The organism is Achromobacter sp. E1, assembly GCF_037039475.1.
Lineage (GTDB): Bacteria > Pseudomonadota > Gammaproteobacteria > Burkholderiales > Burkholderiaceae_B > Achromobacter > Achromobacter mucicolens.
Genome location: NZ_CP146253.1, coordinates 2,438,347 through 2,451,712, shown reverse-complemented (window position 1 = coordinate 2,451,712; position 13,366 = coordinate 2,438,347). Strand labels below are relative to the sequence as shown.

9 protein-coding genes are annotated in these 13,366 nt (G+C 67.6%); all 9 read right to left on the bottom strand.

All coding sequences use genetic code 11. The features are described from left to right. Positions 1-259: 259 nt before the first annotated feature. The gene (flhF, locus tag V6V88_RS11180) at positions 260-3,334 is read right to left on the bottom strand and encodes a flagellar biosynthesis protein FlhF (protein WP_338619275.1); all 3,075 of its coding nucleotides are present in this window, start codon (positions 3,332-3,334) and stop codon (positions 260-262) included. Further along, positions 3,331-5,451, bottom strand: a complete 2,121-nt coding sequence (gene flhA / locus V6V88_RS11175; protein WP_062840912.1) for a flagellar biosynthesis protein FlhA — start codon at positions 5,449-5,451, stop codon at positions 3,331-3,333. The genes flhF and flhA overlap by 4 nt, the downstream gene beginning before the upstream one ends. 3 nt (positions 5,452-5,454) lie before the next feature. Then, positions 5,455-6,609: a flagellar biosynthesis protein FlhB gene (flhB, locus tag V6V88_RS11170; protein ID WP_223575359.1), complete on the bottom strand. Its 1,155-nt coding sequence runs from the start codon at positions 6,607-6,609 to the stop codon at positions 5,455-5,457. A gap of 161 nt (positions 6,610-6,770) precedes the next feature. After that, the gene (locus V6V88_RS11165) at positions 6,771-8,321 is read right to left on the bottom strand and encodes a methyl-accepting chemotaxis protein (protein WP_338619274.1); all 1,551 of its coding nucleotides are present in this window, start codon (positions 8,319-8,321) and stop codon (positions 6,771-6,773) included. 237 nt (positions 8,322-8,558) lie between these two features. Continuing rightward, entirely contained in the window at positions 8,559-9,191 is a 633-nt protein-coding gene (gene cheZ / locus V6V88_RS11160) for a protein phosphatase CheZ (RefSeq protein WP_056316587.1), read from the bottom strand. A gap of 8 nt (positions 9,192-9,199) precedes the next feature. After that, positions 9,200-9,589, bottom strand: a complete 390-nt coding sequence (gene cheY, locus V6V88_RS11155; protein WP_056316584.1) for a chemotaxis response regulator CheY — start codon at positions 9,587-9,589, stop codon at positions 9,200-9,202. Positions 9,590-9,640: 51 nt separating this feature from the next. Further along, a complete protein-coding gene (locus V6V88_RS11150; protein ID WP_056316581.1) occupies positions 9,641-10,699 on the bottom strand; it encodes a chemotaxis response regulator protein-glutamate methylesterase in 1,059 nt (352 codons plus the stop codon). Between the two features lie 22 nt (positions 10,700-10,721). Next, positions 10,722-11,489: a CheR family methyltransferase gene (locus V6V88_RS11145; protein ID WP_230964985.1), complete on the bottom strand. Its 768-nt coding sequence runs from the start codon at positions 11,487-11,489 to the stop codon at positions 10,722-10,724. Positions 11,490-11,584: 95 nt separating this feature from the next. Further along, positions 11,585-13,288, bottom strand: coding sequence for a methyl-accepting chemotaxis protein (locus V6V88_RS11140; protein WP_338619273.1), 1,704 nt, complete (start codon positions 13,286-13,288; stop codon positions 11,585-11,587). Positions 13,289-13,366 lie beyond the last annotated feature (78 nt).

Below are 13,366 nucleotides of genomic sequence, written 5' to 3'. Positions count from 1 at the left end.
GCCCGGCTAAACCTCAATGAAATCAACGCGCTAAGAGTGAGGGCCAAGTCCCTCCCCTTCTTTGATGGTCGCGCGCCGCGTAAAGAACCCGCGTGTTTGCTCTCCGAGGCGGGCCAATATTGGCCCGGCCGGCCATAACCCGTTGATTCCTAACAAAACACGGCAGGCCAAATTTGACCCGATCGAGTCAAATCTGGCCCGCTTCACTCGAACACGTGAAACTACGGGTGAGCTGCGTCGCAGCACGCCGATAGGATCTTCACGCCCCGCCCGTCATCTCCAGCAGCGCAAACATCTTCAGCAGCGCCACCGGCAGCATCTTGCCGGATAGCTTGCGTTCCGTGCCCACGATGCCCGACAGCGGACCGCGCACGACGTCGGCCGCTGGCGAGTGGGCCAGTTGCCAGCAGGCGGCGCCCAGCTGGCCGGCCATCAGCGACTGGCGCGCCAGCGTGTGGGCGCCGTCGACCGCGGGCAGCGCTTGCCACGCATTGGCCATGTAGCGGAACGCGGCCTTGGCCTCGTCTTGCAGGACCAGCCAGCGCGCGATCGTTGCGGCGTCGGCCTGCGAGGCCGGCAGGTTGGTCGCGCCGAACAACTGGCCCGCGACCTCGCCGGTCACGGTGTCGATCAGCCGCGCGCAGATCAAGCGCACGCTGGCGCCCTGCCCCTTGCCCGGCAGCACGACTTCGGTGCCCGATGCCCACAGCGCGAGCGGCACGGTCTTGCCGCCCGCCGCGAGGCGCAGGCCCGGCATGTCGCCGGGCTGGCCCACGGGCAGATAGCCCACGCTCTTGCCGACAGCATTCAGGTTGGTCGGGCACTCGTCCTGGATCACCCGCAGGCCGCCCGGGCAACGAGCCACCCACGACACGCCCTGCTCGGAGAAGGGTTGCCACAGCCCGACCGTGCCTGCCTCCAGCATGTGGACCAGCGGCACGGACTGCAGGCGCTCGCCCAGCCACGCCACGCGCGATTGCAGGGCCAGCGCCGGATCCGGCTGGGCCGGCGCGGCAGGCGCAAACGAACTCAGCATGCCGTGCGGCAGCACCAGTTGCTGCGCGGGCGCCGCAAGCGCGGCACCGCGATCGCTCATCAGCAGTGCGCCGAGCAGCGCGCCGCCGGGCAAGGCGTCACCCTTCATGGCGGTCTTGCCGTGCATCACAAGCAGGTTGCGGGTGCAGGCGGCGGAAAACTCACGGCGCGCCATCGACAGCGGCTCGTCGCCCAGCGCGGCCAGGCTGGAACCGGCGCCGTCGCTGACGTATTCACGCCAGGCGGTGCGCGCCTGCAGGCACGCGGGGTCGTTGTCCAGCCACGAAATCGTGTCGTCCAGGCTTTGCGCCGCGGCGATCGACCCCGCGCCCGCCTGTTGCGGCAGGATCGCCGAGGCCAGCAGTTGGCGGCGGCGCGCCGGATCCACGGCGTCCGGTTCGCGCGACGACGACACCAGCGACGCCAGATCGGCCTCGCTCGGGGTGTACAGCGCGCGGGCGCGCTCCACCATCGCGAACGCGCGATCGATCAGCACGTCCGCGCGCGCCAGCTCCATGTGCTCGGGCACTTTCTGGCCGACGGACATGTAATGGATCGGCAAGCGGTGGCGGATGGCGGTGTCCAGCGCCGCGCCCAAGCGCGTGGCTTCGTCCAGCTTGGTGATGATGCAGCCGGCGACGTCCTCGCCGACGCCATTGCGGTAGGCGTGCGCGACCTCATCCAGCGTGTCGCCCTGGCTGGCGGCATTGAGCACCAGCAACCGGCGCACCGGCTTGCCCGCGTTGCACAGCATCGACGCCTGCTCGGCCACCAGGCGGTCGCGCTGGCTGATGCCGGTCGTGTCGATCAGGACGATCTTGCGGTTGCCCAGCTCGGCCAGGATGCGGCGCAGCTCGCCGGCATCGCGCACCGAATGCGCGGGCACGCCCATCAGGCGGCCGTAGATCTGCAATTGTTCCAGCGCGCCGATCCGGAACAGGTCGGTCGTCAGCATGGCGACCTGCTCTCGTCCCTCGCGGGCCACGCAGCGCGCGGCCAGCTTGGCCAGCGTGGTGGTCTTGCCCACGCCGGTGGGGCCGACCAGCGCGTACACGCCGCCGGCCAGGAATTCGTCTTCGGAACGAACCACCGGCAGGTGCGTCACCAGCTCATTGCGCGCCCAGCTCTGCGCCGCCTCGGCGGAGAGGCCCTGCGGCAGGCGTTCGACCAGCGTGCGGACCAGTTTGGTGCTGAACCCCGCATCCAGCAGGCTGCGGAATAGCGCGGCGGCGGCCGGCTCCCGGCCCGGACCCTGGCGTCCGCCCCACAGCAGGCCGTCCATGCGGGTTTCGAGCGCTCCGCGCAACGCGCTGATGGCATCCTGCAGACCGGCGGCGGTATCGGCCGCCAGCGGCGCGGGCGGCAAACCCTGCGGCGGGCGGACCGGCGCGTCCGGCATGCGGCCCATGGAGGGTGCGGCGGACAAGGTGGCCGGTGGCGCGGCGGACAGGGGCGCAGCCGCCGGCGGCATGGCCGGCGGCTGCGCAGGTGCGACGGGCGCCGCAGCGTAACCGCGCGGCGCCTGGTAAGCGGCCGCGGGCGCGGCGGCCATTGCGGCAGTTGCAGGCGCGACGGACGCGGCCATGCGCTCGGGCATGGCGTGTTCCGGCGTCATGCGAGCGGCCGGCGCGGGCACGGGGGCTGCGGCGGCCGAAGGACGGATCGGCGCAAGCGGCGGCAACTCGACGCGGATGGGCGCGGCCGGCTGAGGAGCGGCCGGCTGAGGAGCGGCCGGCTGAGGTGCTACCGGCTGCGGCGCGACCTGCTGAGGCGCGGCGTGCTGAGACCCGACCGGCTGAGACCCGGCCGGCACGGCGGCGGCGGGCGCAGCCGTTGCCGAACCCGGTATCGAAGAAGCCGGCGCGAAGTCCATCGGCGATGCCAACGATTCCGACGCAGGCTGCGCGGACGCCGCATAAGCGGATTGGTAGGCGGCAATGGACCGCGCCGGCGCCGCATAGCTGGCCGGCGACATGGCAGGCGACATGGCAGGCGTCATCCCCGGCGGCATGGCCGGCATGTTGGCCGGCGCCCCTTGCGGCCGCTCCATCCCGGCAGGCGCGCCGAACGACGGCGCAGCGGCTGGGCGCTGCGGCGCGGGCTGCGCATGAGCCGGCGCCTCGCGCGGCGGCGTCTGCGGTGGCGGCGCATCGTCGAACGCGCCATCAACGGTGGCCAGCACCTCGATGCCGCCCTCGACGCTGCGGTTCGACACGATCAACGCGTCCGGCCCGAGGGCCTCGCGCACCTGGCGCATCACGTCACGGGTGTTTGCGCCGTAAAAGCGGCTGATCTTCATTGCCCATTGCTCCCGCCGATCAGCGCCGTCACGCGGACGATGCGCTCATCGGGAATTTCCGTATTCGACAAGACGCCCAACTGCGGCAGATGATGGCGCAGGAAGCGCGACAGCGGCGCGCGCAACACTGGCGACACCAGCAGCACCGGCGCATTGCCCTGCGATTCCTGCCGTTCGACCGCCGCCTGCGCCTCGCGCAGCAGCGTGTCGGCCAGACCCGGCTCCAGGCCGCCGCTGGTCGTCATGGCCTGCGACAGCACGCGTTCCAGCTTCACATCCAGCCCGATCACGCGCAGCTCGCCCTCGCCCGGGAACCACTGCTGCGTGATGGCGCGGCCCAGCGCGCGGCGCGTCAGCGCGATCAGCTCGTTGATGTCGGGCTGGCCACCCGAACCGGCGGCCAGCGCCGCCAGACGCGGACCGTGCTCGGACAGCGTGTCGATGATGGTGCGCATGTCGCGGATCGGCACTTCTTCGGACAGCAGGCCCTGCAGCACCTTCTGCAGCGCGGTCAGCGACAGCGTCTTGGGCACCAGGTCCTCGACCAGCTTGGGCGCGTCGCGGCCGATGCGGTCCAGCAGCTGCTGCACTTCCTGGCGGCCCAGCAGGTTCGAACCGTGGCGGTGCATCAGGTGATTCAGGTGCGTGGCCACGACCGTGCCCGCATCCACCACCGTATAGCCGGCCACCTGGGCCTGGTCGCGCAGCGAACTGTCGATCCACAGCGCCGGCAGGCCGAACGCCGGATCGGTCGTCGGCGTGCCCTTGATCTGCATGGTCACGCCGCCCGGGTCGATGGCCAGCCACTGGCCGGGCATCGCCACGCCGTTGCCCACTTCCACGCCCGACAGCAGGATGCGGTAATCGTTGGGCTTGAGTTCCAGGTTGTCGCGGATGTGCACGACCGGCGGCAGAAAGCCCACGTCCTGCGCAAACTTCTTGCGCAGGCTGCGGATGCGGTGCAGCAGCTCGCCGTTCTGGGCGTGGTCCACCAGCGGGATCAGGCGGTAGCCGACCTCCAGCCCCAGCTGGTCCACCATCGACACGTCTTCCCAGCTTGCCTCGGCAGCCGCGGCCTGCGCCTGGGTGATCGCCTGAGGCGGTATCTCTTCGGCCGCCACCGCGGCGGCCTGCTTGCGTTTGAGCAATGCCCAGCCGCCCCAGCCCAGCGCGCCGGCCAGGGTCAGGAAGGCGATGTGGGGCATGTTGGGGATGAGGCCCATGATGCCGATGATGCCGGCGGTCAGGAACAGCACGCTCGGGTTCGAGAACAGCTGGCTGATGATCTGCTGGCCGATGTCCTGGTCCGTCGACACGCGCGACACGACCACGCCGGCAGCGGTGGAGATCACCAGCGCCGGGATCTGGGCCACCAGGCCGTCACCGATGGTCAGCAGCGTGTAGACGCGGCCGGCTTCGCCCATGGACATGTCGTGTTGCGCCACGCCCACGACCAGGCCGCCGATGACGTTGATCACCATGATGAGCAGGCCGGCGATGGCGTCGCCGCGCACGAACTTGCTGGCGCCGTCCATCGAGCCGAAGAAGTCCGACTCCTGCGACACTTCCGCGCGGCGCTTGCGCGCCTCGTCCTCGCCGATCAGGCCAGCGTTCAGGTCCGCGTCGATCGCCATCTGCTTGCCGGGCATGGCGTCCAGGGTGAAGCGCGCGCCGACTTCGGCGATACGGCCCGCACCCTTGGTGATGACGATGAAGTTGATGATGGTCAGGATGACGAAGACGATGATCCCGACCGCGAAGTTGCCGCCCACCAGGAAGTGGCCGAAGGCTTCGATCACCTTGCCCGCCGCGTCCGGCCCCGAGTGCCCATTCAGCAGCACGACGCGAGTAGACGCGACGTTCAGCGACAGGCGCAGCAGCGTTGCAAACAGCAGCACGGCCGGGAAGGCGGCAAAATCCAGCGGCTTGCGCGTGAACATGGCCACCAGCAGGATCATCACGGACAACGCGATGTTGAAGGTGAACAGCAGGTCCAGGAGGAACGTGGGCAGGGGCAGCACCATCATGCCCAGCACCATCACGATCAGGATGGGACCCGCCAGCAGCCGCGCGTGCGTGCCGCCGTTACTCTTCAACATGGTGAGCAGTGCGCTCATTCCTTAAACTCCTTGTGCTGCGGTTTTTGCCTGCGGGTCCAGTTCGGCTGGCACGTTCAGTTTCGTGGGGGCCATCGGTTCATGCCCCCAGCCCGAGCGCCAGGATCGTAGCTGGAATACCCATGCCAGCACTTCCGCCACCGCGGTATACAGCTCGGCCGGGATTTCTTGTCCCAGCTCGACGTGTTGATGCAATGCGCGCGCCAGCGGCGGCGCTTCCAATGTGGGAATCTTGTTCTCGGCGGCCAGTTCGCGGATCTTCGCGGCGATCAGGCCCGTGCCCTTGGCCAGCACGCGCGGCGCGCCGCCCTTGGCTTCGTCGTACTTCAGCGCCACTGCGTAGTGCGTCGGGTTCGTCACGACGACATCGGCCTTGGGCACGTCGGACATCATGCGGCGGCGGGCAGCCTGGCGCTGCTGCTGCCGGATGCGCGCCTTAACGTGCGGATCGCCTTCGCTTTCCTTGTGTTCCTGGCGCACGTCCTCCTTGGACATCCGCAACTTCTTCAAATGGCTCCAGATCTGCCAGGGCACGTCCAGCAAAACGATGATGAGGAGCGAAGCCACGATGAAGGCGCAGCACATCGCCACCAGGCTGAGCGCCTTGGTCAGCGCGGCGGACGGCGCCACGTGCATCAGCCCGAGCATGTCGTCGTGATAGCGCCAGATGACCCAGACGGCCACGCCGCCGACCAGCATGGCCTTGGCCAGCGCCTTGATCAGCTCCACCACCGTCTGCGACGAGAACATGCGCTTCAAACCCGCCAGCGGGCTGAGCTTGGAAAAATTGGGTTGCAAGGGCTTGGTCGAAATGACCAGGCCGCCCAGCACGACGCTGGACAGCACGGCCACCACCGCCAGCAGCCCAAAGATCGGTAACAGCACCATCAGCGCGTGACCGAAGCCGCTCACCGCCTGCTCGACCATCACCCCCGGATCCAGCGCGACGCGCTGATCGAATGCCAGCCCGCTACGCAGCACGCCGGTCAGGCCCTGGTACAGCGACCCTCCGCCCGCCCAGATCGCCGCAACGCCCACCGCCAGCATCATGAACGTGCCCAGTTCCCGGGAACGCGCAATCTGCCCCTCCTCGCGCGCCTTTTCCAGGCGCCTGGGAGAGGCGGCTTCGGTTTTCTCGAGGTCGCTTTCTTCGGACATGCTCTACGGGATTGTTGCGGCTCGCTGACGTGGGAATGCAAGCCGCCCGCCGAGATTCTAGGAGGCGCCGGGGGTTGGCGATATGCCAAGAAAAGGGGGGAAAGCGGCGCTATTCCCAGATGCGCCGCCGGCTGCCGGGCAGCCCCCCGGCAGCAGCCGCCTCAGCCCGCCGCCTGAGCTACCCGGCCGCTGGCGGCGTGGCCGTCCAGGATGGTCTGAAAGCGCGCGTAATCCAGCCCGATGCGCACGGCGCCCCAGTGTTCCGGCCCCAGATAAATGGGCAGGGAAATGTCGTTGACGATCTCGCCGGTGTCGCGGGAATACGTCTGGAACAGCTGCGCGCCGGTGTTGGCGGCCAGCCGGGCGCCCACGGGGTCGTCGAAGATGCGCTTGTTGCGCACGCGCGCGATGTCGACCTTCGGATCGCCGGTCGGCGCCAGCGAGAACCGGCTGTTGTGGGCGGGCGCGTAGCCCCGGTCATCCACCAGAATCGTATAGATGGCGCCCGGCACGGCCTCCAGCACGCTGTCGAGCAGCCGCGTGAGCGGCTCGTCGATCGCGCGGTCGTAAGCCGTGTGATAACGCGGCGGCTCGCTGCCGGCAATGCGCTGGTAGTGGCGGTCGAACACGTCCACGCCGCGCCGCCGGGCATCCTGCAGCAGACCGGCCGCAGCACCGGCAAACGCCTCCAGCGATTCCGACAGGCTGTCGAACGCGGTGCCACCCGTGCGCATGTCGGCCAGCACTTCCTGCACGCTTTCCGTCTGCCGCCGGATGCGGTCGATCTCGCCCGACATGCTTCCCACCCGTTCCAGCACGTCCGCGCTCAAGGCCGCAATGCGCCCGACCTCCTCGCTCATGCCGTGGTTGGTGGCGTCGACCTCGCCAATGGCCTGGACCACGTCGCTCACCTGCCGGTTCATGCTGTCGAAGTCGCGCACGAAGCGCTCGAAGCCGCGGGAGGTCCGGTCCAGCACCGCGCCCGAGGCGTCCACGTCCTCGCGTAGCGTGCCCGTCTGGCGTTGCGTCGCGCCCACCAGGTCGAGCATCTGCGTCGTGTGGCGGCCGACGTCGCTGGTGGCCGTGTTGACGCGCTCGGCCAGCCGGCCGACCTCGCTGGCCACCACCGCGAAGCCGCGGCCCGCGTCCCCCGCCCGAGCGGCCTCCACGCCAGCGTTCAAGGCAAGCAGCTGCGTCTGTAGCGCAATGCCCTTGATTGTCTTGCTGATGTCGCCCACCGACTGCGCGCGCGCCGCCAGTTGCCCCACCACTTCGGTGAAGGCGGCCATCTCATGCGTCATGCGGTCCACGCGCGTCTTGACCTCGGTCAGCTCGGCCAGCGCCTGCCGCGCCGCCTGCAGGTTCTGGCCCGACACCGCGGCAATGTCGCGGGCGTGGGTGGAGGTCGACGCAGACAGATCTGCGATCTGCGCCCCGCTGGCGGCCAGGGCCTCGGCCGCCCTCGCCTGCTCGCGCGCCAGCAATGAACAGCGCCCCGCCTGGAATTGCGTGCGCGCCGCGTTCAGCGCGATCTCGATGCTGGATTGGCGCACGGTCATGATCCGAAGCCGGATCTGCGCCAGGAACCGGTAGAGCGGCCAGGCGGCCGGACTGAAGGACAAGGGGCGCTCGGACAGCACCGCATCGCCGCGGTTGAGCCGACGCAACAATCCCCACATGCCGCCCAAGCGGAATACGGATCTGGCCATCATGAACCTCCTCTCCCTGACCCGGACCGCCTGCTTTGGGCATCCGTGGTCTGGCGCGCTGGGCGCGCCCTGTCTCGCGCTGCAAGGCCCCGATTATTGTTGGCAGGAGTCTATCGGCCAGCAGGCATTTGCGCCCTTAGGGAATACGTCATGAGAAGGAGGGACACGCGCACGACGCTGGCGCATGCGGGCGGAAAGACGCCGTCTTTCCGCCGCCGGCGGACATCGCGGGCCGTGGGCTCAGAAGCCCAGGCTGGCCAGCAGGTCGTCGACCTGATCCTGGCTGGTGACCACGTCGGTCTTGCCCTGCGGGTTGATCTGCGGGCCGTTGAGCAGGCTGTTGGCTTCGTCGCGGCGCTCTTGCGGCACGTTGTCCAGCAGCACCTGCAGCAGTTCGCGTTCGATGGCGCCCACCACGTCCATCATGCGCATGATGACCTGGCCCGTAAGGTCCTGGAAATCCTGCGCCATGATGATTTCCATGAGCTTGGACTGCGTCTGCTGGGTCTGCTTGGGCACGTCGGCCAGGAAGGCACGCGTGTCCTTCACCAGTTCGCGCGCTTGCGGCATTTCCAGCGGCTGGTCGTACCACTCTTGCCAGCGGCTATCCAGCGCCTGCGCCGAACGGGCCATGTTGTCCTGGATCGGACCGGCCTGTTCGGTGGCGTTGAGCACGCGGTTGGCGGCCTGCTCGGTCATCTGCGCCACGTACCGCAAGCGGTCCCGGGCGTCGGGAATCGCGTTGGCGGCGTCCTTGATCGCCTGGTCCAGGCCCAGTTCGCGCATGCTGTCGCGCAACATACGCGTCAGCGAGGCGATCCGATGGATCAGGTCGGGCGACTCTGTCGGGTCAACTGTTTCCGTGGAGCTCATCGCACACCTCAGCCGCCAATCTTTTCGAAGATCTTGTTCAGCTTTTCCTCCAGCGTCGCCGCGGTGAAAGGCTTGACCACGTAACCGTTGGCGCCCGCCTGTGCGGCGGCAACGATGTTTTCCTTCTTGGCTTCCGCCGTCACCATCAGCACCGGCAGCGATGCCAGCGACGCGTCGGCGCGGATCTGCTTGAGCATCTCCAGGCCGTCCAGGTTCGGCATGTTCCAGTCGGACACCACGAACTGGAAGCCGCCGTTGCGCAGCTTCTCCAGGCCAATGGCGCCGTCCTCTGCCTCATCCACGTTCTCGAAACCCAGCTCCTTGAGCAGGTTGCGGATGATCCGCCGCATGGTGGGGAAGTCATCCACCACCAGAATCTTCAGGCCCTTGTCTACCATCTTTCACTCCAGAAAAAATTTGCTTGAGATCGATCGTGGCGTCAGTCCGCGTTAAACGCGGTGCCCACGGTCGCCCAGGCGAGTCAGAATGCGTTCGCTCATCGCCGACAACGGCACCACTTCACTTGCAGCCCCGATAGCGATGGCCTCGCGGGGCATGCCGAAGACCACGCAGCTTGCTTCGTCCTGCGCGATCGTGTGCGCGCCCGCCCGGTGCATGGCCAGCATGCCGGTGGCGCCATCCTTGCCCATGCCCGTCAGGATCACGCCGATGGCGTTCTTGCCCGCTGCGACGGCCGCGGAGTTGAACAGCACGTCCACGGACGGACGGTGGCGGTTGACCGGTTCGCTGGCTTCCAGCTCGATGACGTAGTTGGCGCCGCTGCGGCCCAGGCGCATGTGCATTTCACCGCCCGGGGCCAGGTACACGTGACCGGGCAGCACGCGCTCGCCATGCACGGCCTCGCGCACGGTCACGGCGCACAGGGCGTCCAGGCGCTGCGCGAACGATCGCGTGAAACCGGCCGGCATGTGCTGCGTGATCAGGATCGCGGGGCTGTCCGGCGGCAACGGCTGCAGGACTTCGCGGATGGCCTCGGTGCCGCCTGTGGAAGCGCCCACGATCACGAGCTTTTCCGAGCTGGACAGCGGACGGCGCAGCATGGGCGCCGGCGCGGCCTGCGCCGTATGGGGCGTCGGGGCGCGCAGCTTGGCGCGCGACGCGGCGCGGATCTTGTCGGCGATGAGTTCCGTGTATTCGAGCAGCCCGTCGCGGATGCCCAGCTTGGGCTTGGTCACGAAGTCGATCGCGCCCAACTCCAGCGCGCGCAGGGTGATTTCGCCGCCACGTTCGGTCAGCGACGACACCATCACCACCGGCATGGGGCGAAGGCGCATCAGCTTTTCCAGGAAGTCCAGCCCGTCCATGCGGGGCATTTCCACGTCCAGCGTCAGCACGTCAGGGTTGTGGCGCTTGATGAGCTCGCGGGCGACCAGCGGATCGGGCGCGGTCGCGACCACTTCCATATCCGGCTGGCTGTTGATGATCTCGGTCATCAGGCCGCGCACCAGCGCGGAGTCATCCACACACAAAACGCTAATTTTCTTCATCTTGTTTGCTGCCCTGGCCCGGTCAGGCCTTATTTGCGCATTCATAGACCGTCTGCCCGCGCAGACGGAAATCGCGGCTGATGTACGTGAAGTTCTCGGAATGGCCGGCAAACAGCAGGCCGCCCGGCTTCATGAGCGGCACAAACCGCTCCAGGATCTTGGCCTGCGTCGGCTTGTCGAAATAGATCATGATGTTGCGGCAGAAGATCACGTCGAACTTCTCGGTGATCCCCCACGACGGCGACAACAGGTTCAGCGTCTCGTAGCGCACCATCTCGGCGATCTCGGGGCGCACCCGCACGTGCCCTTCGTTCGCGCCGCGGCCCTTCAGGAAAAACCGGCGCAGGCGCTCGATCTCCATCTTCGCGACGCGCTCGTTCGGATAGACGCCCGTGCGCGCGCGCTGCAGCACGTTGGTGTCGATGTCGGTCGCCAGCACGGTGGAACCCGCGCCCCGCGGCCCCAGGGCCTCGGTCAGTGTGATGGCGATCGAGTAAGGTTCTTCGCCCGTCGAGGCCGCGCAGCACCAGACCGATACCGGCCCGCCGCGCTTCTTCGCGAAGTCGGCAAGGATGGGAAAGTGATGCGATTCGCGGAAAAAAGCGGTCAGGTTCGTCGTGAGCGCGTTGATGAAATCTTCCCACTCGGCCGAGTCAGGCGCGTTCTCCAGGCTATCCAGATAGCTGGCGAAATCCTGCCCGCCCAGCGCACGCAGGCGGCGCGCAAGGCGGCTGTAGACCATCTCGCGCTTGTGCGTGCCCAGCGAAATGCCGGCCCGCGCGTGGATCATCTTGCGGACGCGGGAAAAGTCCGCGTCACGGAAATCAAACTGGCGGTCCACCGGAATGGACGGCGCCGTATTCGCCGAAGTTGCCACGCGTATCCTCAGCGTCCCAGTGCAGGCGCATCGGGCGCATGCAGGCGGGCATCGTCATAGGTGGCGTGCACCGAAGACAGCCGATGCGCCGGCACTTCGATGACCTCGCCCGTGTTGATCTTGAATACGGCCACCGCTTCGGCCAGGCGCTGGGCCTGCTCCTGCAGCGAGCCGGCGGCGGCCGCGGCCTCTTCCACCAGCGCCGCGTTCTGCTGCGTCACTTCATCCATCTGCGAAACCGCGCGGTTTACCTGGTCGATGCCGCTGGACTGTTCTTCGGACGCTGCCGAGATCTCGCCCATGATGTCCGTCACGCGTTTCACCGACGCCACGATTTCCTGCATCGTGGAACCGGCGCGTTCGACCTGCTGCGAACCGGCGCCCACCTTGGTCACGGAGTCTTCGATCAGGCCCTTGATTTCCTTGGCGGCCTGGGCGCTGCGCTGCGCCAGCGAGCGCACTTCGCCCGCCACCACCGCAAAGCCCTTGCCCTGCTCACCCGCGCGGGCCGCTTCCACGGCGGCGTTCAGCGCCAGGATGTTGGTCTGGAACGCGATGCCGTCGATGACCGAGACAATCTCGGAAATCTTGCGCGAACTGGCAGAGATGCCCTCCATGGTGTGCACCACTTCCGACACCGCCGCGCCGCCGCGCTCGGCCACGTCCGACGCGCTGGCTGCAAGCTGGTTGGCCTGGCGGGCGTTGTCCGCGTTCTGCTTGACGGTCGAGGCCAGCTCTTCCATCGAGGCGGCGGTCTCTTCCAGCGAGGCAGCCTGCTGCTCCGTCCGGCTGGACAGATCCGTGTTGCCCGCGGCGATCTCGTGCGAGCCCACGTTGATTTCATCCACGCCACGGCGCACCGAGGCCACCGTGCGCGTCAGGCTTTCCTGCATGCGCTTGAGCGCCGCAAACAGCTGGCCGATTTCATTCGTGTTGCCGACCTCAACGCGGGCGGTCAGGTCGCCGCTGGCAATGCGGTCGAAATGATGGCCGGCTTCCTTGAGCGGCTGCAGCACGCGGCGGCGCAGGAAGACATAGGTGGCAAAGACCAGCAGCGCGGCGATGACGCCGCCGGCGCTCACCGCCATCAGCACGAACTGGTAGCGCACCTGCGCCACCTCGAAGGCGTCCATCATCTTGCTGGCGCGCCAGAAGTCGAAGCTCTCGATGGCGCGCGAGAAGCGGCCCTCCAACGCGTCCTGCACCTTCTGGACCTGCGCCTGATAGGCCGGCATGTCGGCCTTTTCCAGCGCGCCGACCAGCGGCGTGATGCCCTGCTGCACGAGGGCCGTATACGAATCGTCGATTTCCTTGAGCGCCTCGGCCGCCTCGGGGGGGCGCGGCAATGTCTTGAAGAAATCGAACTCGGCCTGGCCCTTGTTCTGCGACGCCTTGGCCCGCTCCAAGAGGCCGGCGGCCTCGCTGGACAGCCCCTGCGCCAACAAGGTCGGCTGGCCGATGCTGCGCACGATGTCCGAATAGTTGGAGGACGCGGCACGGCCCAGGCCGTTCAGGGTGTCCTTGTAGCTGGACACGACGCGGCTGACAGCGTCGTCCAATTCCTGCGATTGCTTGATTTCGGCCAGCGTCCCGTTGCTGATGCGCAAAGACAGCACGCCCAGCGCGGCACCGATCACCAACATGAATGAGAAGAACGCCAGCACCCACAACAGGCTGCTGCGTATCGTCATGTTCGCGAAAAACTTGCGCATCACAAGAACCATCCCTTGACTGCAATCGTTAAAGGAAAGCGCCACCTCGCGATCAATATGGCGCCTTTACCCCGCGTT